Source organism: Pseudooceanicola pacificus, assembly GCF_009789075.1.
Classification (GTDB): domain Bacteria; phylum Pseudomonadota; class Alphaproteobacteria; order Rhodobacterales; family Rhodobacteraceae; genus Pseudooceanicola; species Pseudooceanicola pacificus.
In genome coordinates this window covers 188,970-214,845 of the sequence record NZ_WNXQ01000006.1, presented here as the reverse complement: position 1 = coordinate 214,845, position 25,876 = coordinate 188,970, and the positions used below count along the sequence as shown (strand labels likewise).

At 68.5% G+C, this 25,876-nt stretch carries 2 protein-coding genes; both read left to right on the top strand.

What is annotated here, in order from left to right:
• Positions 1-1,097: preprotein translocase subunit SecA (locus GLS40_RS12355; protein WP_160383038.1), on the top strand; the 1,097-nt coding region annotated here is incomplete at its 5' end.
• 146 nt (positions 1,098-1,243) lie between these two features.
• Positions 1,244-25,798 carry an LEPR-XLL domain-containing protein gene (locus tag GLS40_RS12350; protein WP_160383037.1) on the top strand — a complete coding sequence of 8,185 codons (24,555 nt, stop codon included), beginning with the start codon at positions 1,244-1,246 and terminating at the stop codon, positions 25,796-25,798.
• Positions 25,799-25,876 lie beyond the last annotated feature (78 nt).

Below are 25,876 nucleotides of genomic sequence, written 5' to 3'. Positions count from 1 at the left end.
GGCCCGCCCCGGCGCTGCTGATCGCAGGCGCCGACCGCGCCCTGCTGGACGAGGCGACCAGCGCGATTTCCGCCGGCGGGGCGCGGGACAGCCTGTTCACCGCATCCGAGGCCGGGGCGGCGCTGAGCCTTGCGCGCGACCTGTCGGCGGGGGTGGATTTCACGCCCGGCCCGCCGCCGCGCCAGCCCGGCCTCACCGCGCTTGGCCGGCGCCGGGTGGCCGAACTGACCGCCGCCGGGCGGGGCCGGGGGCTGCGGGCGGACAGTGCGCGGCGGGATTACATGCTGATCCTCGCCCTGACCGCCCTGCACGACCTGCACCGGGGCCGGGATTACGAGGTCGATCCCGAAACCCGCCGCCTGGTGCTGATCGACCCCGAGACCGGGCAGCACGATCCGGGCCGCAACTGGGGCAGCGGCGTGCAGCAGATGGTCGAGGTGATGGAGGGCCTGCCGCCCAGCCCGGTCAACCGCAGCGTGGCGCAGATTTCCGTCCCCGCCGCGCTGGACCGTTTTGCCCTGGTCGGCGGGATCGCGGCTGGATACGGTGGCGCAGGGTCCGAGCTGTACCGGACCTACCGGACGCCGTGCTGGCCGGGCGGGGGCGGCACCCTGCCGGTTCGGATGCGCTTTGCCGCGACGGCGGCGGATCATCGTCGGCATCTGGCGGCGCTTGCCGAACAAGGCACCACCCTGGTTTCGGCCAGAGCCGTGCACCCGGCCGCGATCACGCCCGAGGCCGCCCTGGCCGCGCCCGCGGCCGGCCCCGCGGGAACGGCGGAGATTCGTGCCGGCATGGTTTTTTGCGACGTGCCCCCGAACATGCGCCTGCCCGAGGCCATCGCGGAACGCAGCGCCGCGCCATCCATGATGTTTTTTCTGTGCCTGGAAGACCCCGCACTGGCGCGGGGCGCTCTGCCTGTGATGGTGCGCCGGGTCTGGCGGGTTCTGCCGCTGCGTCAACTCGTGGCGCGGACCTTGGTGGAACGCACGCAGAAAAGGTTGCAAAAACAGGACGCAAGGATGCGCCGCGTGCTTGTCGAGGTCGAGGGCCGGCGCAAGAAGATGCTCGCCTTTGCCGGCGCGGCGGGACAGTAGAGACCTCCGAAACAATCTTTGCGCGAATGTTCAACAGATCGTTTCATCGGGATTATAAGAAAAAGCCGTGTAGGAACCGCGCCTGGATGATAGCTTGTACACAGCAGCGGTGATTTTGCCGCAGCCAGAATACCCAGGGTCATTTCATGTCATATCCGTTCGGTCGCGACTCCTCAGATTTTGACATTCCGCAGTTCCGCCAAACCCGGCGACGCAGCTACACCACCGCCATTCGGGAAATGATGGCCCGCACGGCCGAGCGGCGCAAAGCCGCGCGCAAGCCGGTGCGGTCCTTTTCGGTCGAGGCGATGGAGCCGAGGATCCTGCTGTCGGCCGATCCGATCTTTGCCCATACCCTGGCGGATAGCGGCGATTACACGCTGGATCTGAACTACGATGCCGATGCCGACCTCTACCACATTCGCCTGATCGACGACGGCACCGGCCTGACCCTGGCCAGCTCCGAAGTCGATACGCTGACGAACGTGGATATCACCGGCTCGGCTGGCGAGGACCGGCTGACCGTGGATTTCATGTTCCGCCCCGACCCGGCCTTTGCCTTGAGCTTTGACGGCGGGGATGGCGAGGACGAACTGATCCTCAAGGGGCCGACCTTTGACACGGTCACCTACGATCTGGGGGCGGACGGATCCGGAACGATCACCCAGACCCATGACGCCACCGATCACATACGGACCTTCAGCAATGTCGAGCTGGTCACGGACCTAACCGCGGCCAGCAACCGGGCGATCAACGACGCCGTCGCGGGCCGCGGCGGCGATGTGCTTTTGACCGATGGCGGCGCGGCCGACGACGGGATCTCGCGCGTGCAGATGGGCCCGGCGGGGTCGCTGACGACACTCGATTTCCTCAAGTCGCATGGTGGCGGTCCCTATGACAGCGGCACCGTCAGCTTCGACCTGGGCGATGGCGACGACCTGGTGAGGATCGAAGGGCTGGACGCCAAGCTGCTGGATGCCGCCACCGACCTGGACGGCGCGGGCAACCCGGATGTGCTGGTCACCATCAAGGGCGGCAGCGGCAACGACACGCTTTTCGGCCCGCAGAAGGACGTCACCTGGCGTTTCACCGCCGCGGACCGCGGCGTGGTCGACGGCGCGTTCTTTGACGGATTCGAGGTGCTGCAAGGCGCCGACGGCAACGACGACACCTTCTATTTCGAGATCGTCAGCGCGATCAACGACCCGTCCGAACTGCTGGACGGGCCGGGCAGCTTTGGCGGCACGATCCACGGCGGTGCGCTTGGCCAGGACGTGATCGTGCAGCAGGGCTCGATCTTCACCGGCGCGACGACGTCGGCGAGCGGGACGGCCAACATCAATTTCCAGACCTTCAGCTTCACCGGGATGGAGCCGACGATCACCGTGGGCGGTACCATCGGCGGCGACGACCTGACGCTGCAGGCCTCCTCGCTGTTTCCTGGCCGGTTCGAGCTGATCGACGGCGGTGGCGCGCTGTACGGCGGCTTTGCCTTCTCCTCCGGGGCGCCGCTGGTGATCAACCTGGGCTTTGGCGACGACACCTTCCACCTGGGCGACGGGCTGGAGGACTGGGCCGGCGGTCTGACCGTGCGCGGCGATTTCGGCGCCGACGTCATCCTGATGAACGAGAACCTGTCGACCGACGGCGGCGACGTCATCATGGATGCCGAGGTGATCGCGATCGGCAACGGCGCGGTCATCAACACGCGCTATACATCCATTTCCACCGCCGTGAGTCATGGCGACATCATCCTGACCGGCGGCGGGTCCTCGGTGAGCGGGTCGCGGTTCGCGGGGATCTTCGAGGGGCAGAATCCGTTCTCCGATCCTGACGAGGTGCTGGAAGGCGCGGGTATCGCCATTGGCGGCGGCGCGATGCTGCTGGCCGCCGAACCGCAGGGCGGGGCCGGGACGATCCCTGGCGGCAAGGTGTCGATCAGCGTCGATGCCGGGTTCGCGCTGGACGCGCTGGCCTTTACCCCCGGGCTGAACGAAAAGATCGCGGCCTCGCTGGTGCAGATCGGCAATGCCACGATCCAGGGCGGCACGGTCGACATCACCTCCTCCGCCGACAGCAGCAAGGCCGTCGAAATCGAGATCGACGTCGATGCCCTGCTGGGTCTGCCCGATGACGAGAGCACCGAGGGCGACCTGGAAGACGGCGAGATCCCCCTGGTTGTCGGCGGCATCCAGCTGGCGGCCTCGGAGCTGGAAAACGCGATCCAGAACCAGTTCGACAACCTGCCCATGCTGGGGTCGCTCACCCGGCTGATCCCGGTGCATTTCATGCGCGCCGCCGCCATCGCGCAGGTCGACATTCTGCCGAACGTGTCGATCTGGGCCGAGGACACGCTGGACGTGCTGTCCCAGGCGACCTCGGTGCTGACGTTCAACAATCCGGGTCTGAACATCGGCTTTACCTTCGGCGAATCCGATGCGACCGCGACCACCAGGATCGGCACCGACGTGCTGATCAGCGCGGGCGGCGACATCACCATCGATTCCAAGGCCGACAACACGCTGGATGTGTCCACCTCCATCGTTTCGGGCCTGACGGTGGCGAAGAAGAAAAAGAATTCCAGCTCGGACGTCCGGGGCATGAAGCGGGTCAAGGGGCCCGCCATCGCGATGACGCTGGGCGATGCGACAACGACCTCGCTGACCGATATCGGGGAAAGCAGCCTGATCACCGGGGTCAATGTCACCATCGACAGCACCACGGTCACGCATCAGTCGGTCGGCACCTCGGCGCGGATCATCCAGCCTCAGGCCAACCAGGGCGAGGCGGTGGCGATCACGCTGGCCTTCCTCGACAATACCGCGACCTCGCAGGTTGCGGGATCGCTGGTCGCCACCGAGAACGTGACCGTTCATGCCGAGGCGGTGAATGCCGAAACCTCGCTGGGCGCCAAGGCGGCGACGAAGTCCAAGCCCTCTCTCGCGGATCAGAGCCCGCAGCAGGCGGCGCAGCAGCGGCTGAACTCCAACGCGACGCCGGCGGGCGGTCGCTGGGGCGGGCCGGGCAGCTTTGGCCTGTCGGCGGGCGTGATCGTGTCGGAAAACTCCCTGCAGGCCAGCGCGCTGATGCTTGACGGCTCTGCCGCCACGGCGGGTGATGCCGTCACCGTCGAGGCCCGGACAGAGGACAATTTCCGCATGGCCGCCATCGGCGGGTCCAAGGCGGGGGCCAGCGTCGGGCTGGCCGGCGCGGTCAATGTGTCGATGTTCGACAACGACGCGCTGGCGCGCATCGACGGCGCCACGATCACCGCCGCCGAACTGGACGTGAAGGCCGAGGCGATCATCCCCAACCAGGTCGATTTCCTGGACGAGATTCCCGCCTTTTTCGCCGCAATGGGCGATCTGGGCGATGCCATCGGCAACATGCCTTCGATCGCGGATGCCTTCAGCAACGTGATCGACAGCGTCGATCCCCAGGATCCGGACGCCACGCGCGACGCGGCGCTGGTTTCGTCTGGCGTGTTCCAGGACTATTACGACGAGGCGCTTGGCCCGGCCCTGACCGGGGTGGCGGATGCCGCCGTGCCGTTCCTGGGCTATGCCAATCCCAAGCTGGGGCTGCCGAACAAGATCGCCACCAGCTATGCCGCCGCCAGCGCCGCCGCGGGCAATTCCGACACCAATACCCAAGGCAGGTTCGCCCTGAGCGGATCGGTCAATGTCTACCTCGTGGGGAACAAGGCGACCGCGGGCATCGGCGACGGCGCATTTGTGACCGTGACCGGCGAAGAGGGCGCGACCGTCCAGGCCGAGGCCGTTGTCGAGACGGTGGACATCGTCGGCATTCCCAACGTGCAGGCCCTGTTCAAGGGCGCGACCAAGAGCGAGGGATCCGCCGTCGGCGGGTCGTTCAGCTATGTCGCCAAGACCAACGAGGCCGACGCTTATGTCGGCGACGGGGCCAAGCTGAGGGTGACCCACGGGCTGAACGTGGATGCCGACACCCGGCAGTTCGTGATGAACCTGACCGATGCGGGCGGCAAGGGCGACGACCTGAACTTTCAGGGCAGCGTTTCGATCAACGACCACGTCAACACCGCGCGCGCCTGGATCGAGGACGGCGCCGATGTGATGGCCGGCACGGTGACGGTGGATGCCGATCACGTGGGCACGATGCTCAGCTTTGGCGTGGCCTTTGCCAAGGGCGGCAGCACCGGCATCGGTGCCAGTGCCGCCGTCAACGCGATGGACAACACCACGCTGGCCCGGATCGGGAACGTGGTCGACGGGACGATTCCGTCGGTTCCCGGCTTTGACGCCGGGATCAGGACGGCAGGCGATGTGACCGTTGCCGCCGACAGCCTGAACCTGGGCCTTGTGATCGCCATCGCGGCGGCCAAGCCGGACAGCAGCACCGGGGGCACCACGGGTGGCACCGGCGGCACCACAGGGGGCACCACGGGCGGCACGACGGGCGGCGGCGGCACCACGACCGGCGGCGGATCGTCGAATACCACCCCGCCGCCGCTGGATCCGAATTCCGTCGTGGCCAATGCCAGCACCCTGAATGTCGCCGGTTCCGGCGGGCTGGGGATTTCCGGCGCGGTCGGCATCAACATCGTGGGCCAGGCCACCACGGCCGAGATCGCCAGCGACGTGACCTCGGGCGGCAACGTCAAGGCCCATGCCCAGACCAGCGGGCCCAGCGTCGCGGTTTCGATCCCGCTGACCAGGATCACGGGCGAGGGCGACGCGGGCGCGCAGGACACCGCCATCGCGGGCGCCGTGGGCGCGACGGTCTTCAACCGCACGACCCGGGCGGCAATCGACGACGGGACGGTGAACCTGACCGGCGGCGGGGATGTCACGGTCGAGGCGGAAACCCGGTCGGAAAGCGTGGGTTTTGCGGTCGGCGGCGCGGGCGGGTCCAGCGCGGACACCGCCATTGCCGGGTCGGTCAACGTGACCGTGGCCAACGACACCACCACATCCACCATCGGCAGCGCGGCGACGGTGATCACCGGGGGCGACGTCAAGGTATCCGCCAAGGATTACGCGATCAGCGTGAATGTCGCGGGTGCGGCGGCGGATGGCACCAAGACCTCGGTCGGCGCGGCCTTTGACGTGGGCATCTTTACCGACGACGTGGACGCGAGCATCGACGGCACGGTCCGGGCGGGCGGCGACGTGATTGTCGAGGCCGAGAATTTCTCGGTCATCGTTTCGCTTGCGGCGAGCCTGGGCAGTTCCGACAGCGGGCTGGGCATTGCCGGTTCGGTCGGGTTCAACTGGGTCGACAGCGACGTGACCGCCAGCATCGGCGGTTCGGTCACCGCAACCGGCAGCATTGGCATCTTTGCCACGGACGAGCTGATCGCCGTCGGCGTCGCCGGCGGTTTCGCCAGCGGCAGCAGCGGCGTGGGCATCGCGCCCGGCACGCTGGTTGTCAGCCACGACACCACCGCCCGCGTCACCGGCACGGCCAATATCGTGGTGCACGGCTTTGGTGCGGGCCTGACCTACAGCGGCGGCACCGTGCCCGGGCTGCTGGTGAGCGCCGATACCGACGACAAGCTGTTCATGGTCTCGGTCGCGGGCGCCAAGGCGGACGAGGTCGCGGTGGCGGGTTCCGTCGCCACCACGGCGGTGAGCGGAACGACACAGGCCTCGATCGACGGCGGGGCGCTGGTCAACGCGGATCCCACCGATCCCGATCCGGCCAAGACCGCGCCCGGCGCCAGCGCGCAGCAGGCGGTTGTGGTCGATGCCAGCGCGACGACGCTGCAGATCAGCCTGTCCGGCGGCGTGGCCAAGGGTGGCAATGCGGCGCTTGGCGCGGCTTTCGGCATCCAGTCGGTGGACCGCGACGTGCTGGCCTTCATCGGCTCCGGCGCGCAGGTCGAGGCCCGGGCGGGCGTCTCCGTCCTGGCCTGGTCCGAGGATGCGCTGCTGAACTTCGCCGTGGGCGGGGCGCAGTCCGACAGTTTCGCCGGTGCGGGCTCCTTCTCGCTGGGTGTGCTGAACCGGACGACCAACGCCTATATCGACGGCACCGTCATCGCTGACGGCAGTGTCATGGTCGCCGCCGACAGCATGCTCTTTGGCGGGATGATCGCGGGCGCCGTGGCGCTCAGCAACAGCGCGGGGGCGGTCGGCATCGCGGTGGCGCCGCTGATCACCGTGACCCAGACCAAGGCCGAGATCCGTGGCAATGCCAGTGTCGCCGCCAATGGCAGTTCCGGCCTGTCGCGTTATTTCGGCAGCGAGCTGCGCACGATCCACGGCGTCGATGTCTTTGCCAATGACACGGTGCTGTCGAACACCGCTGCGATCTCGGGCTCTGCCTCGAACGGCAGTTTTGCCGGGGCGGGCAGCGTCTCGGGCAGCTTCCTCTTCGGCACGGACGAGGTGATCGACACCGACACTCCCGTCCCCTCGCTGGATTACGAGAACCCGACCGCGACCGGCACCGCCTCGCTGGTCGAGGCGGCGATCCGCGATGGCGCGATGGTCACCACCTCGGGCAACGTGACCGTGCAGGCCGATGCCTTTGCCGAGGCCGCCGCGATCACCGGCGCGATTGCCGTGTCCAGCGGCGCGACGGGCGTGGGCCTGTCGGGCGGCATCGTCGCGCGCAAGAGCGTGACGCGGGCGATGATCGGCGATGCGGATGTGACGGCGTCGGCGCAGCGCGCGGCCTCTGTCCTGCCGGATGACGATGGCACGCGCTCGATCCTGGGTGTCGACGTCTCGGCCGACAGCGACCTGGTCATCGTGGCGCTGACGGTTGGCGGATCGGGCAGCAGCAGCTTTGCCGGGGCCGGTGCGATCACCGTGCTGGTGACGGATGACGAGACGCAGGCGCTGATCGGCAGCGGCGCGGTCGTGACCACCGCCGGCAACGTGACGCTGGCCGCCGACAGCGACCTGGTCATGGTGCAGGGGTCGGGCGCCGTGGCGCTTGGCGGCTCTGGCGGGCTGGGGGCTTCGGTCGCCGTGGCGGTGACCGTCTCGGACACCCTGGCCGAGATCGCGGACGGCGCAAGTGTCACCGCCGAGGCCCTGCGCGCGGCCTCGGTCGTGCCCGACGATCAGGGCACGCGGACCATCCTGGGTGTCGACCTCTATGCCGACAGCTTCTTCGTCGTGACCGGGCTGACCGTGTCGGGCGCGGGCGGCGGCTCGGGCCTGTCCGGCGCGGGTTCGATTTCCACCGTGGTTCAGACCGACACGACCCGCGCGCGCATCGGCGCGCTGTCGGTCGCAGACGGCGGCGCGGCGATCCCGGCGGCAAGCGTGGTGACCACCGGCGGAAACGTCACGCTGGAGGCCGACAGCGACGCGGTCATCGTGCCGGTGTCGGGCGGCGTGGCGGGCGGCAGCGGCGGCGCCTTTGGTGCAACCCTCGTGACCCTGACCCGCGTGGCGGAAACGGATGCCCTGGTCGGGCGCGGCGCGACGGTGACCGCAACCGGCGGGACGGCAACCGATATCCTGGATGGCGGCGCGACACGGTCGATCCACGGGGTCGACCTGGTGGCAAGCGCCTCGCCCGTGCTGGTCGCGGCGGGCATCGCCGGCGCGGTTGGCGGGCAGGGTGCGGCGGCGGGTGTCATCGCCGTTGTCACCGATACCGAGACGGTGCGCGCCCGGGTCGAGGGCGCGACCGTCGACACCGGCGGCAACCTCACCATCTTTGCCGACACCCGCACCGGGCGGGACGGGATCAACGACATCGACCTGGGCGATGCGATCATCGAGCCGGTTGAGTCCGCCGTTCTGGTTGCGGGCGCGGGCAGCATCGCCGTGGGCGGCGGCGCGGCGGGCGTCGGCGGGTCGATCAGCACCGTGGTCGCCGTGCACAGGGTCGAGGCAAAGATCGAGGGCAATGCCTCGATCACCGCAGATGGCACGGCGGGGGCGACCTCGCGCGCGCTGGCCTCGCTCGACGGGCGGCTGGTGCGCGGCGTCGATGTGGTGGCGCAATCGGGCGTCTTTGCGGCGACACCCTCGGTCGCGGGCGGCGCGGCGGGCAATGTCGGCGTGGCCGGTGCGATTTCCAGCACGACAGTCACAGACACGACCACCGCGCGGATCACCGGCGGGTCGGTCGACACCGACGGCACGGTGGCGGTTCTGGCCGACAGCGACGCGGTGCTGGAAAGCATCGCGGGCGGCGTGGGCGGCGGCGGCACCGTGGGTGTCGGCGCGGCAGCGGCGGTGTCGGTGCATGTGGACACCACGACGGCGGCCATCGACGGCACGGCGACGATCGACGCCCGCGGGCTGCTGACCGGCACCTACATGCCCACCGGGTCCGAGCTGGGCGGCGATCCGATGCTGGAACAGGTTCGCGGGATCGGAGTCTCTGCCGTCTCGAACGAGCTGATCGTGACCGGGGCCATCGGCGCAGGCGCCAGCGGCACGGTCGGGGTGGCAGGCTCGGGCGCGGTGAGCGTGCAGAACGAGACGACCGAGGCCTGGATCGGCAGCGGCGTGACGATCACCGACACCAACGCCTCTTCGACCCAGGACCTCAGGGTTCTGGCGCGTGACATCGGGCTGGTCATCAGCGGCGGCGGCGCGGCCGCCGGGGCAGGGGCCACGGGGGCTGCCGCCGGGGCGGGCGCCCAGGTCACCACCAAGATCACCCGGGCCTGGATCGCGGGCCAGGTCGACGTGCGCGACGATATTTCGGTCCGCGCGCTGTCCGAGGACCAGGCGGTTGTCGTCGCGGTCAGCGGATCGGGGGCGCCCTATGCCTCGCTTGCGGGCGCGGCCTCCGTCCTGAGCGTGAACAACACCACCGAGGCGCTGATCAAGCCGAGTGCGGATGTCACGGCGGGCGACACCGTGACGGTTGTCGCGCTGGACGAGACGATCAGCGACGTCCTGGCCGGTGCGGCATCGGGCGGGCTGGTCTCGGGCGCGGGATCGGGCGGCGTGACCGTGGTGACCAAGGCCACCCGCGCCGAGGTCGAAGGCGGGGCAAAGGTCACCGCCAACGGCACGGGCAGTGGCGACCGCAGCCTGACCGGCGAAGTGGGCGTGACCTTTGAGACCGAGCCGACGGACGAGAACGAGATCAGCGTCGGCCTGTCGGGTGCCTCCTCGACCGAGGCATCGAGCCAGGGCTTTGCCGACGAGGGCTTCACCAAGGAGCGCGTGGCCAGCGCCACGACCGGCACCGTCAGGGGCATTTCGGTCCAGGCCGTCGCGACCGACCGGATCGAGACATTCTCGGTCAACGGATCGGGCGGCGCGGGGGCGGTTGCGGTTGGCGGCAACGTCAACGTGATCGCCAACACCACCACGGCCAAGGCCGGGGCGGGGGCCACGCTGACGACCGCCACGGCGGGCGACGACATCGCCATCGGCGCGGCGACCGACAGCTATTCGCTGAACATCATGGCCGCCGTCGCGGTCGGCGGCACCGCCGGTGCGCCGGGCGGCAGCGCGGCGGTCTTCCGCAACGCCACCACGGCGCTTGTCTCGGGCGCGACGCTGGACAGCGCGGGCGACGTGCTGATCAGCGCCAAGGGCACCGATGACGTGCTGGCCGTGACCATCGCGGTCGCCGGCGCGGCGGGCAATGCGGCGGGGGCCTCGGCCAATGCGATCGTGGTCCTGTCGAGCGTCAGCGCGGGCATCGACGGCGCGGCGGATGTCCAGGCGGATTACAACGCGGTCATCGCGGCGGATCATGCCAGCGACATCGACGTGATCGCGGGCGCGGCCGGGATTGCCGGCGGCGGCGGCCTGGGCGCGGGGATCAACGTCGTGGTCGTCGACAAGACGACCGAGGCCTATATCGCGGGCACCGCCAGGGTCGACGCGCTGGCCGGCGGCGGCGGGGTTTCGGCCCTGAACGGCGGCATCAGCGGCAGTGACGACATCTACGACAACGACACCCTGTCGCGCAGCACCGCGGAGGGCGTGATCGTCACGGCAGAGAGCGAAGAGGACATCTTTGTCTTTGGTGCCGCTGCGGGGATCGGTGCGACGGCGGGCCTTGCGGGGGCCATCGCGGTGACGGTCGTGGACAGCGACACCAGCGCCTATGTCGGCGGCAGCGCGCAGGTGAACCAGCGCGCGGCGGGCGGGCTGGACCAGGACGTGGTCATCACCTCGGGCAACCTGCTGGACCTGTTCGTCGGCAACGGCGCGCTGTCGGTCGGCCTGGGGGTCGGCGCGGGCGGCGCGCTTGGCGTCGGGGTGATCCGGTCGGACACCAGCGCCTATACGACTGCGGGCACCAAGGTGAAGGCAGGCGGCGACGTGACCGTGGGCGCGGCCGAGCTGATGGACGTTGAACAGTGGGTCATCTCGGGCAGCGGCGGGGCGGGGGCCATCGCGGCGTCGATTTCGGTCCTGTCCTTCGGCACTGGGCTGAACGCGGATCAGACGGAAGAGATCAGCGACAATGGCGTCGACGCGATGCAGGCGGCAGACGAAGCCGCCGCGCCGGGCAACTGGTCGGGTCAGGTGCTGGGCGGCTTTGCCTCCAGCGACGGGACCGAGGATGTGGACGGCACCGGCCAGCTGTCGGCGACGGAGCGACTCAACGCGATCATGGGCGGGGTCAACACGCAGATCGGCACGCTGACCTCGGACACCATCGCCAGCGACGCCACCGCCAGTGTCACGACCCAGGGCACCGACGCCTTTGTCGGCGGCGAGGTCAAGGCGGGCGGCTACGTCAAGATCCTCGCGAACGAGCGGATCGACCTGGACACCAACGCGGGCGCAGTCTCTCTGGGCCTCGTGTCGCTGGGGGCGGGCGTCTCGGTCAACACCCTGGCGCGGACCACCACCGCCAGTATCGACAGCTCTGCCAGCGTGGCCTCGGGGCTGACAAATGCCGCGGGCAGCGTGCGGGTGGAATCCGACATGCGCATCGCGGCCAATGCCAATTCGGTCCTCGCCGGGGGCGGCGTGACCGGCGTGCTGGGCGCTTCGGTCGTGATCCATACCGACAGTTCGGGGGCGACGGCCGAGATCCAGGGCGACGTCACGGATGCGGCCTCGGTCCGCCTGCTGGCGACGACCGAACGCGACATCACCATGACAAGCAGCCAGATCACGGCGGGCAGCTATGTCGCCGGGGCCTCTGTCACCAAGGTGACCCTCACCGGCACCACCCAGGCGCTGGTCGGCAGCGCGGCGGATATCGGGCTGGGCGCCAATGGCGGCGTCGGCAGCTTTGACATGGATGCCAAGGGCGACACCGCGGTCAGCCTGACCGGGCGGTCGCTTTCGGGCGGGCTCGGCTCGGCCGGTTTCAACGAGGTGACGATCAACGGCGGCGGCACCATCAAGGCCGATGTGAACGCGGCCACCATCGACGTGGACGGCAGCATCGACATCCTGGCCGACAGCAAGATGGTCGGCACGACCACGCTTCAGGGTCTGTCGCTGGGCGGCGTGGTCATCGGTCTGTCCAAGGCGATCACCACGCTGAACCCGACGGTGTCGTCCAAGATCCGCGGCGCATCGGATATCGACGCGGGCAGCGTGACCGTGCATGCCCTGACCGATCACGAGGCGAATACTGATGCCACCGGCACCGCCGGGGCCGTCGGGTCGGTCGCCAAGATCGAATCCACCGCCACCATCGGCGGCACGCTGACGGCCGAGATATCGGGCTCCGGCCTGCGGGTCGATGCCACTGCGGTGACCATCGACGCGGGCAGCAAGGCCGATGCGGATGCCGTGACCAAGGGCATCAATGGCGGCGCCTTCGTGGTGGGCGAATCCAGGGCGGTCGCCAGCGTGACGCCCACGATCATCGCCCAGGCGGGCGGCGGCGCGGTGCTGACGGTGACCGGCGGCGACGTTCTGGTGCAGGCGCGCCACAACGTGAATTCCGATGGCACCGTGATGACCGAGGTCGGGGACCTCGGGCTGGACGCCTCGGCCACATCGCAGGCCTCGGCCGGTGCGCTCTTCGGCTCCTCGGGGGCCAATGCCAGCGCGACGGCGGGTGCGGTGCTGACCTCGCAGACCACCTCGGGCACGGTCACGGCCGGATCGCTGACGGTGCGCACCCTGGGCGATCTGAATGCGCTTGCCGATGCCAACAGCGTCATCGGCGGGCTGATCGGCAAGGGCACCTCCAGCGCCGCGGCCAATACCTCGGGCAGCAATACCGCGCGGGTCAACGGCACCACCGTGAACGCCAGCGGCACAGTGACCGTGGGCGCAAACGACTCCGTCGATGCCGTGTCCACCAGCAAGGCCGGCGCGGGGGGCCTGGGGGCCGGGGTCGGCGCCGAGGCGACCAACACCGTGACCCGCACCACCACCGCCGACATCCGCGGCAGCGCCGCCGATGTGACCGGCAGCAACGTGATCGTGCAGGCGGCCTCTCTCGTGCACTCCGATGCGATGGTGTCGGGCGTGGCGGGCGGCGCGGTGGCCGTGGGCAATTCCAATGCGACCTCGACCGTCACCGCGACCGTGCGGGGCGAGATCCGCGATGCGGCGAATGTCGAATCCACCAGCGGCGACGTGGTGGTCAATGCGCTGTTCAACGTCGGCGACGTGAACGGCAATGGCCGTCTGGGCGATGCCTCGCGCGCCTATGCCTCGACCTCGACCGGGGGCGCGGGGGCGTCGTCGGACAGCAATGTGACCGCAACCTCGACCGTCAACATCTGGTCCGGCTTCGGCAGCAGCGCCGATGTGAGCGCGGCCGACGATATCCTGGCCACCGCCTATGCCTTCAACGAGGCCGATGCCGTGGCGGACAACAACGCCACCGGCCTGGTGTCGGGCGGCGATGCCACGGCGACCAGCACGGCGACCACCAATGCGGATGCCGAGGTGGGCAATGCCACCAGCCTGGATGCCAACGACCTGGTGCGGATCAAGGCCTATGCCGTGGGCGAGTCGCGCAACACCGTCACCGGCGGCAGCGCGGGCCTGCTGACCGGCGGCTCCGCGACCGGCACGATCAACCTGACGACCACCGCCGACGTGACGATGGGCAGCAATGCCAGCATCGACAGCGCCAACACCAACCTGCTGGCACAGACCGACGGCACCGCCTACGGCCGGATCATCGGGTCCTCGGGGCAAGAGCTGCTCGACTCCCTCGAAGCGCTGTTCAGCGGCGATTTCGCCAATGTCGGCATCCCCTCCATCGCCGCCGCGGGCGGGGCACTGGGCGTTGTGAACATCACCGCGGATGCCAATGTCGTGGTGGGCAACGGGGCCTCGATCAACGCCGACACCACCGTCACGCTGCTGGCCGCGAACCGCACCAAGCTGGATGTCAGCGTCTCGATGGAGACCGGCGGCGCCATCGCCTCGTCCTCCACCGCCTTTGTGCTGACCGAGATGGACAGCGATGCCGACGTGATCCTGTCGACCGGGTCGCGGATCACCGCGGGCTCCACCGTCGATATCGACGCGCTGAACGAGGTCGTCGGCACACAGGAGGCCGTGTCGACCACCAAGGTCACCGTGGCCGGGGCCTTCTCGACCGCCGTGTCCAAGCTGAACATCGGCACCAGCGCCGACAAGGCGCAGGCCCGGATCCTGCAGCAGGGCACCGCCTTTATCGAGGCGGGCGACCTGATCAAGATGGACGCCGATGGCCGCGCGCTCGACAACCCCGCCACCGATATCGGGTCCGAGGTGATCTCGCGCGCGATCTCGGACTCCGACACCACCGTGCTGGCCACCGCCAACGCACAGGCCGATGGCACGGTCTGGGGGCAGTCCGTCGTGACGATGGACGACCCCGCCGTGATGGTGAGCAAGGCCGTCGACATCGACGGCGCGTCCAACATCGTCGTGACCGAGGTCGCGGCGGCCGAGGCGACCGGCGTGGTCACCAAGGTGGTCGAGGTCGTCCGCGAGGTGGTGCGCAAGGTGGTCGAATGGCTGCCCTGGCCGCTGGATGCAATTGTCGAATGGGTCACCGAGACGGTCATCGACTTTGTCACGGTCTTTGAATTCGCCGACAGCGACGCCACAGAGAATTCGGTTGGCGACGATGCGGACGATACGGTCGACCTGCGCGGCTCGATCTATCTGGGCGAGGGCACCGACCGGCTGCTGCGGGTGCTGGCCGACGGCACCATCGCGCCCGAATCCAACGTGGGCGCCGATATCGACGGATCCCGTATCCTGGTCGACGACATCTTCAACGATGCGGGCGGCAAGCTGGATATCCGGCTGGTACGCGGGATCGTCAGCGGCGATGCCGACATCTACCTGCCCAAGCTGCTGCGCAACGTGACGCTTGAGAATTACACCGCGCTGGACATGCACATCCAGCAGGTCTCGATGATCTCGAACAACGGGGGCGAGCCCGACATTACCGTGGTCGACAGCCGTCCCGCCCCGGCGGACGTGCAGCCCGGGTTCCAGATCCACAATGCGGGCGGCGATTACACCACGCTGAAGGTGCGGAACTATTCCACCGTCACCACCTCGGACGTGCTGTTCCTTGACGACATCGCCAATGTGGCGGCGATCTACGATTTCCGCGCCTTTGGCGGCAACATCACCCAGGCCGGCGGGGTCGAGCTGATCGCCGGCGACGCGGGGCAGATGTTTGCCACCATGCAACTGGGCGTCTTCACGCCCGCCGTCAACATCGTGACGGATCGCGGTTCCATCGGCTCTGCGGCCAATCCGTTCACTGTCGAGCTGATCCGTGGCCGCGACTTCGCCAATGGCTCCATCGCGAATTTCCCGCTGGACCTGAAGGCCAGCGCGGGCAACGACCTGTTCCTGAAGGTCCAGGCGACCAACATCTCGTTCCTGTCCTCGACCGCCAGCACCACCCCGGCGGACGGCATCGGGCTGGACCTCGAAGCGGGCGACGACATCGACTTCACCGGCCTGCAGGGCAAGCTGACACGGGTTGTCGTGGTGCCGGGTGCGACTCCGGGCACCTTCTCGACCACCACCGTGGACAGCACGGTCGAAGGCAAGTACGAGATCACGCGCGCCGTCTCGACCGGCGGCGATGCGACGCTGGAGGTGCTGGGCACCTCGTCGATGCAGATCGGCACGGTTTCGGCGGTGAACGGCACCGCGACGCTGATCGCGGGCGGCAGCCTGACGGATGCGGATTCCAACAGCACCGCCGATGTGACCGCGCGCAATATCGTCCTGACCTCGCGCAATGGCGGCATCGGCACGTCGGCCAACAATTTCGACATCGACAGCTCGAACAACGCCTCGGGGCATGTGACGGCGACGGCGCCGGGTGCGATCTACCTGAACGAGACTTCGGGCGTGATGCAGGTCAACCGCGTCGAATCCGGCGGTCTTGTCAGCCTGTCCTCGGGCGGGGGCATCGCGGATTTCGCCAATGACGCCATCGCCGACGTGATCGGCACCACCCTGACGCTGAGCGCGGGGGGCAGCAGCATCGGTTCGGGCTCCAACAGCCTCGACATCAGCGTGAACCGGGTGAACAGCGCCACCGGGCGGTCGGTCAACCTGAACCAGACCTCGGGCAACATGGTCGCGGGCTTCGTCTCGGCCACGGCGGGCAATGCGATCCTGAACGTCGCCGCGGGCAACCTGCTGGTCGAAACGATCCGTGCCGTCGGCGACACGATTCTCAGCACCCCGAACGGCAGCGTGCTGGACGGCACCGCGTCGGCGAGCGACGGCATTTTCACCCGCGGGCTGAGCATCACCGCATCGGGCAGCATCGGCACCGTGGCCGACGCGCTGGAAATCGACAGCAGCCGGGCGGGCGCAAACCATATCACCCTGATCGCGGGCACCGGCATCACTGTGACCGAAATTGCGGGCGCGATGTATGTCGGCCAGGCGGAATCCGCCCAGGGCGATGTGGTTCTGACCGGCACGGGCGACGTGATCGTGCAGGGCGGCGGCTCCATCGACGCGCTGGCGGGCGATATCCTGATCGACGCGGCTGGCGACGTGACCATCGGCACCAGCGCCGGGGTGACGGCGGCCCAGAAGGTCGAGATCACGGCGCAGGGCGATGTCGCGCTGAACAGCTCTGCCTCGATCACCGGCGATACCGTCGAGATCACGGCGACCGATATCCTGACCGGAAGCGCCAGCGCGATCGCGGCGACGACCGCCACCAACCTCGGCGAGACGGTGCGCCTGATCGCGACCACCGGCAGCATTTCCACCGGCAACGCGTCGGGCATCGCGAACCAGTCCGGCACCGCGTTCCTGCAGGCGGCGGGCGAGATCCTCACCGGGGACGGGTCGTCGATTGCCGTCGACGTGCTGGCGATGTCGGCCGGAACGATCCTGACCACCGGCCGTGCCTCGACCCAGGTGGCGCAGCGCAGTTTCGGCATCAGCACCGATGCCTTCTCGCACGGGCGGGATGCGACGCTGGTCGCCGAAACCGGTGCGGGGCAGATCGTGGCCGCAGGCCAGATGACAACCGGCATTTCCAGCCTGATCGGCACGGGCACCGACCTGACGATCAATGCAGGCGCCCTGACCCACGGCATCAACGCCGAAATCCGGGCGGGCGACACGCTGCAGGTGTTCGTCTCGGGCCCCATCGTGATGGGGGCGGATTCGCTTGTCACCTCGGGCGGGCAGATGGCGATCTTCGGCGGTTCGGTCCAGGTCGGCGACAGCGCCGCGATCACCTCCGGCGGGTCGATGTTGATCAACGGTGGCAGCTTCGTCGCGACGGGCAGCTCCTCGCTGATTTCCTCGGACAGCAACATGCTGATCGCGGCGAGCCAGATCTTCGTGGGCGACAGCGCGCAGGTGATCGCGGGCGGCACGATGGAGCTGAACGGCCCGGGCGAGATCCGTTTCGCCGACAGCAGCAGCATCGCGTCCGACGACTCGATGCTGATCATCACCGACGGCGCCATCGTGGTTGCCGACAACGCGATTATCACCTCTGGCGACGATGCGACCCTGACGGCGGGTGACATGATCAGCTTTGCCCCGGGCAGCAGCATCACTACCGCCACCACGCTGGACTTGGCGGCGGGCCGCCTGCTGACGCAATCGGCGGGGGCCTCGTTCAACGCGGGCACCACGATGACCCTGTCGGTCGATCTGGGCGACAGCGATGCCGATGGCGGGCACATGATCCTGGCCGGCAGCCTTACGGCCGAGGCCATCGAACTGCTCGGCGGGGCCGAGGACGACCTGTTCGACATCATGGTCAGCGCCATTGACGGCAACACCCATCTGCGCGCGGGCGCGGGCGACGACACGATCAACGTGGTGCGCCTGCCCTCGATGACCACGGTGCGGGGCGGGCTGCGCGACAGCTTCTCCATCGACGGCGAGGGCGGCACCGACGTGACCACCATCGACCTGACCGGGCTGAGCGACGTCATCATCAACGCCTTCGACACCGGCGCGCCGGACGACGGGCTGGACCGGATGCTGATCCGCGCCACCGATGGCGACGATACCGTGCTGATCCGCAAGAATTTCATCGCCCTGCTGCAGGACGACGGCGCGGGCGGCTTTGGCGCGGCGCTGGAGCGGATCAACTACGACCAGTCGATCAACGCGCGGATCCGGATCGAGACGGGCGCGGGCGACGACATGTTCGCGATGGACGACAACAGCGCGCTGATGACGCTGGACGGCGGGATCGGCGACGACACCTTCCAGATCGGCCAGATGTTCGGAACCGAGCGTGAGGCGCCCAATGTGGCCCCGGGTGACGAAATCGACACCATCGAGACGACCCTGGGCTATCTGAGCCGTGGCAACAGCGTGGCAACCGTGCTTTACGGTGGCGAAGGCAACGACAACTTCCGCGTCTATTCCAACCAGGCGGGCCTGCGCATGGAAGGCGAGGCGGGCAACGATATCTTTGTCCTGCGCGCCTTCCTGCTGGCGCAGGGCGAGGGCACGTCGCTGGGCGGCCAGTCCGTGCTGAACGCGGGCGCGGGCGACGACCAGATCCAGTACAATATCAACGCCCCGGTCGATATCGACGGCGGCGCCGGCTTCGACAAGGTGGTCGCGGTCGGCTCCGAAGGCGACGATACCTTCCTCGTGACCGAGGACGGGATCTTTGGCGCGGGCCTGTCGGTCACCCTGTCGGGTGTCGAAGAGGCGCTGGAGGTCGACGGGCTGGAGGGTGACGATACCTTCTATGTGCTGTCCACCGCCGACGGCGTGGTGACCCGCCTGATCGGTGGTCTGGGCAGCGACACGTTCAACATCGGCGGCAGCGTCGTGGCGCCGATCGTTTCGGCCCCGAACGGCGGACAGTCGGGTGTGATCACCCACTTCGCCGATGCCGATCCGGCGACGGATGCCAATTGGGTGGACCTGCCCGGCGCGGGCATCGATCTGATCGTGAAGCCCGCGAATTCCGACCCGGTCCTGATCGAAAAGACCGGCGCCGATACCGCGGTCGCCGAGGGCAATGGCAGCACCGACAGCTACACCATCCAGATGCCCGACGCCCTGCCGTCGGCCGGGGCCAAGGCCTATATCACGATCTCGGCCGCCCAGGCCTCGACCGCGATGGCGGCGGGATCGCGCACCGTGCTCGTCTCGCTCGACGGGGTGACCTATTCCGATCAGGTCGTCGCCACCTTCGATGCCGGCAACTGGACCACGCAGCGCACCGTCTGGGTGAAAGCCGCCGAAGACAGTGCCGCCGAGGGGCCGACAACCGCCGTGATCAACCACTCGATCATCTCGACCGAGGCCGATCTGAACGGCATCCGCCTGGAAGACATCAAGGTCGACGTGCAGGACGACGACAAGGCAGCCATCGTGCTCACCCCGACCGGCGGCGGCACGCTCGTGCACGAAGGCGGGTTCGACGACAGCTTTGCCGTGACCCTGTCGCTGCAGCCCGATGCGGGCGAGGTGGTGACCGTCGCGCTGGATGCCGACCCCGAACTGGGCCTGAACGCCACGACGCTGACCTTTGACGCCAGCAACTGGAACGTGGCGCAATTCGTCACCGTTTCGGCGGTGGACGACAGCGACCCGGAAAACCGCGATGGCGCGGACATCACCTTTACCGCCAGCAGCTCCACCGGCGCATTCGACGCCGAAGAGGTCGAGCTGGAGGTCGATGTCATCGACAACGACACCGCCTCGGTCGTGGTGCTGGAAACCGATGGCAGCACCGTGGTTTCGACCGGGGCAGGGGGCGACGACAGCTATTCCCTGATGCTCAGCCAGCAGCCCGTGGGCGAGGTAACGGTGACCGTCTCGGGCGATGGCCAGACGATCCTCAGCAGCGCCGATGCCCGCTTTGCCGCTGGCACGGTGACCTTCGACGCGACGAACTGGGACCAGCCGGTGGTGATCGACGTTACCGTCGACCCGACCGCAGAGGTGGCCGACCCGGCGAACCCGATCAAGACGGTTTCGGCGCGCCCGCATCTGGTCAACGAGATTGCCGGCCCGCTGCTGCTGGAAGGTGGCGCAGGCCCCGATGCCCGTTCGATCGAGCCGGCGATCATCCAGCCGACAGAGCTTGACGCGCCCCTGGGCACCCCGGCCGACCCCGCCGACGATGGCGAGGATATCGACCGGGTCAACGTCTTCAACGACAGCTCCAACGCGCCGGATACCGGCGTGCTGACGGCCAGCACGATCTCGGGCCTGGGCATGGGCGGCGATCTGGTGCTTGACGAGGGCGAGGAAGGCACCCCCGACCTGGTGACCTATGCCGGCGGGATCAGCTATGCCAACATGGATATCGTCGAGGTCCTGCTGGGCCGCGCCGGTGACACCTTCACCGTCGAAAGCACCGCGGCCGACACCATCACCGCGATCCACGGCGGCGGCGGCAATGACACGATCACGGCCACGGACCATGACGGCCCGCTGGTGATCTACGGCGACACCGCCGCAGGCAATCTGCGCTACAGCTCGGTGGCCGGGAACATCAGCGAAAACGGCTATGCCTACGGGGCGGATGGCGATGACGTGATCGACATCAGCGCCACCACCGGCACCGTCGTGGTCGACGGCGGCGGCGGCAATGACAGCATCATCGGCGGTCACGCGGGCGATCACCTGGCAGGCGGCGATGGCGAGGACACGATCGACGGCGGCGACGGCGACGATCACATCTATGGCGACAGCCGCTTCGCGGTCGACCTGGTGACGCGGGTCACCACCACCGATACCTCGATGGGCGGTGCGGGCGACGTGATTTCCGGCGGGCTCGGCCATAACGTGATCTTCGGCGATCACGGCACGATCCTGCAGCCGGGCGAGCTCAAGGTGCTCACCACCGGCGGTGTGACGCAGATCGCCTCGGCCAATGCCGCGGTGGGTGGTGACGATCAGATCACCGGCGGCCTGGACGCGGATATCGTGCTGGGCGGCATCGGCGGCGACGTGATCACGGATCCGGGCGGCATGGATATCCTGCTGGGCGACAACGGCATGGTGACCCTTGCCGGCGGCGTGATCACCGGGGTGTCCACCGAGCGGCCCGAGCTGGGCGGCAACGACCGGATCATGGCAAGCAGCGGCGATAACATCGTCTTTGGCGGCGCGGGCGACGACCTGATCGAGACGGGCATCGGCCGCGACCTGATCTTTGGCGACGGGGCCGAGGCGTTTTTTGCCAACGGGCTGGTCGCCAATGCGGTGACCCGTTCCTCGGGGATGGGCGGGCGCGACGACATCTCGTCAGGCGCGGGCCATGACAGCGTCTTTGGCGGAGCCGAGGCCGACCGGATCGACAGCGGGACCGGCGACGACGTCGTCCTGGGCGACGAGGGCGAGGCCGATTTCACCAATCCCGGCCCGGTCTGGCTGTCGCTGCTGCAATCGCGTCACGGCCAGGTCGGCGGCGCCGACAGCATCGTGGCGGGCGAGGGCAATGATATCGTGTTCGGCGGCGCCTTCGGCGACGATATCGCAACCGGCGCGGGCGACGACCTTGTGCTTGGCGACAACGGCATGCTGGAGCTGACGGAGGGCATGACCGATTACGTCACCACCACGCTGAACGAGTTCGGCGGGGATGACCTGATCGACGCGGGCGAGGGGGACAATACCGTACTGGGCGGCCGTGGCGGCGACAGCATCCTGTCGGGCGCGGGCGCGGATCTGGTGATCGGCGATGCCGGCAATGTCGACTGGTCGCTGGTTTCCGGCGCGCCCCGGCTGGCGCTGGCGCAGACCGACGATCTGGACATCCCGGGCGACGATTCCATCGACGCGGGCGATGGCCGCAACATCGTGCTGGCGGGCGTGGGGGCCGATATCGTCGATACCGGCCTTGGCGGCGACATCATCCTTGGCGACAACGGCATGGTGATCTTCAACGCCGGGGTCGTGGTCACGGTGCGCAGCACCTCGCCCAACCTGGGCGCGGCGGATCTGATCCGCTCGGGCGCCGGAAACGACAGCGTGCTGGGCGGTACGGCGGATGACACGATCACCACCGGCATCGGCAACGATCTGGTCCTGGGCGACAGCGGAGAGCTGTCGCTGGTGAACGCCATCCTGCAGCAGGCCTGGACCACGGATTATGCCGGCATGGGCGGCGGGGCCGATGTGATCGACACCGGCGAGGGCTACGACTCGGTCATCGCGGGCGATGGCGGCGACAGGGTGACCACAGGGCCGGACGATGACGTGGCGATCGGCGATCACGGGGTGATCGTCTGGGCGGCCGATGGCAGTGCCGCAACCGACATCCAGACCACCGTGTCCAGCCTGGGCGGGATCGACGTGATCGACACCGGCGCGGGCGACGACATCGCCATCGGCGGGGCCGCGGGCGACAGCATTCTGGCAGGCACAGGCACCGACCTGATCATCGGCGACGAAGCCCATGTCACGCTGCAGTTTGGCGCTCTGGTGCAGGCGCGGTCGACCACGCAGGGCAGCGGCGGAAACGACAGCATCGACGCGGGCGCGGGCAACGACATGGTCATCGGCGGCTTTGGCGCCGACGAGATCCTGGGCGGCGCGGGGATGGACATCATCCTGGGCGACAACGGCGTGCTGGACTGGCAGTCGATGGACAGCGACAGCGCCAGCCTCGACAGCGTCCGGGTGACCGACCCGACCCAGGGCGGCGATGACACGATTGACGGCGGCGGCGACAATGACGCCATCATCGGCGGCACGGGGGGCGACCTGATCGTCGCGGGCCTGGGCAATGACCTGGTCTTTGGCGATCACGGCCGCATCGACCGGCTGGAAACCGGCCTGATCGACCTGTCGCAACTGCCGCTGACCACGGCGGCGGCGCTGCCCTTTACCTTCACCTCGACCTTCACGGACGGGGCGGATGCCGGCGCGTCGGACCGCATCATCCTGGGCGAGGGCGATGACATCGCCGTCGGCGGGCAGGGCGGCGACCTGATCTCGGGCGGGCTGGGGGCCGACGACATTATCGGCGGGCACAATATCTGCGGCGGCTTCGACAGCGACGACCTGATCGACGCGGACGAGGGCGATGACGTGGTGGCCGGCGACAATGCCGAGATCCTACGCCGCGACGACACGCTCGACCAGCGCCTGCGGACGCTGACCGGCGAGACGCTGTACCAGATCGACCCGGCGACCGGCCTTTTCACCGGCGGCTATGTCCCCAATATCTCGGCCGTGTGGGAGCCGAGCCTGACCGGCACCCAGGGCCGCGACATCTCGCTCTTCAACCATTCGGAAGGCGCATCGCCCGACACCTGGGGCAATGACCTGATCGCGGGCGGCGCGGGCAATGACCGGCTGTTCGGCCAGCGGGGCGAGGATACGGTGATGGGCGACGGCTCCATCGACTTCGACGCGCCCGGCGGGCCGGTCACCGTCCCCGGCGGGCTGACCGGCGACGGCATGGATTACATCGAGGGCGGCGGCGACAGCGACCTGCTGATCGGCGGGCTGGGCCAGGACGACCTGGTCGGCGGCTCCTCGCTGATGTTCCTGGGCGAAAGCTGTGGCGACCCGGATGGCGAAAAGCTGATCGACGATGCCGACACGATCTATGGCGGCGACACCTCGGACATCCTGCGCAACAGCCTGGGCGACACTTCGGTCGACGGGCATGCCCGTGATGCCGATGTGATCCTTGGCGACAACGGCAACATCTTCCGCATCGTCAGGGACGGCGCCGCGCTGCACTTCCAGTGGGACACCTACGGCGACACGGGCGTGGAACGCGTGGACGTGCGGGCCATCGAATACGCGGCCTATACCCCGGGTGGCGATCCCACCGACATCGGCGGCAGCGACCTGATCTTTGGCGAGGCGGGCGACGATTCGATCCACGCCATGGGCGGGGACGACACGGTCTATGGCGGCGCGCAGGATGACGACGTCATCGGCGGCGCGGGCAATGACTGGATTTCGGGCGGCACCGGCAATGACGGCGTGCTGGGTGACGACGGCAAGATCCTGACCAGCCGCAACGGGCTGACCGAGACGCTGATCAACCTGACGGTGGCCGAGGTCGAAGAGATCGTCTCGACCCAGGCCAAAGCCTTCCACGCCATCCTCAACCCACTGGGCGAGCTGAAGAAGACCGTGGACCTGGAGCCCTGGGAGCAGGGCGGCGACGACCTGATCTATGGCGGCCTGGGCGATGACTCGCTGCACGGCGGGGCGGGCAATGACGGCCTGTCCGGCGCCGAGGCGCTGGCCGAGTTCTACGAGGCGCCAAGCGACTGGCGCCCCGAGGTCGACCCCGCAACCGGCCGGATCGCGGTGCCAGACGGGTTCTACGACGCCAACAACGCGCTGCAGCGGATCGACGGCCATGTCCTGAACTTCAACGCGGACGAGGGCGAGCTGACCCCGATGGCCCGCGAATGGGCCAAGGGCGATGGCGATGACCGGCTGTTCGGCGATATCGGCTATGACTGGATCGTCGGCGGCACCGGGCGCGATCACCTTTGGGGCGGGCTCGACGGCGACATCCTGAACCTCGACGACGACCTGTCCACCAACGGCGGGCTGAACGACGCGCCGGATGCCGCCACTACCGATATCTCGGGCTACGGCGATCTGGCCTATGGCGGCGGCGGGCGCGACATGCTGATCGCCAACACCTCGCACGACCGGATGATCGACTGGGCGGGCGAGTACAACAACTTCGTCGTACCCTTCTCGCCCTTCGGCAACTGGACGGTGGTGCGCTCTCCGGCCCCGTGGATCCAGGACTTCCTGCTGCAGGTCGGCCAGAGCGACGGCATGGACATGACCCGGATCGGCCTGGGCAACGACCCCGATCACCTGGGTGAGCCCTATGGCGAGCTGGGCATGGTGACCCAGCAGGACGACGAGTGGACCGACAACACCGGCGCGCCTGACGGCACCCAGCCCGGGAACTCGCATGGCCGCCGCGACGGCCGCGGGATCGAACCGGCGCCGCAGCCGACCGATCCCTCCACGGTCGATCTGGTGGGCGATGAGCCCTCTGTCACCGCCTTCAGCTTCTCGACCGGCGGGACCGGGGGATCGGGCGCGCCCGAGGCCGATGGCTTCACCACCCTGGGTGGCGGTGCGGCCGAAGGTGGCGCGGCCGAGGGCTGGATCGTCGAAACCGACACCGGCACAAGCGAAACGCCCCCGTCCGAAGGCGACAGCGGCGGCGGTGAGGTCGAATTGCTGGTTCTGCCCGCTTCGGCCAATATCGACGACACGCCTGCAGGGTCCGAAAGCGCCGATCCGGATGGCGAAGTGGACTGGACCTGGGTTGCCCCGGTCCCGCCCGGCAACGGCAACGGCAACGGAAATGCCAACGGCAATGGCAATGGCCAAGGGAACGCCAACGGCAACGCCAAGAAGAAACGAGCCTGATCCATACCGGCCGGGCTGATTGGCCCGGGTCCCGGCAGCAAAACACCCCGCGCGGATGATCCGGCGGGGTGTCTTGGT

Bases quoted from the DNA above. Each gene is read 5' to 3' on its own strand.
- GLS40_RS12350 (WP_160383037.1), top strand. From the start codon at position 1,244: ATGTCATATCCGTTCGGTCGCGACTCCTCAGATTTTGACATTCCGCAG.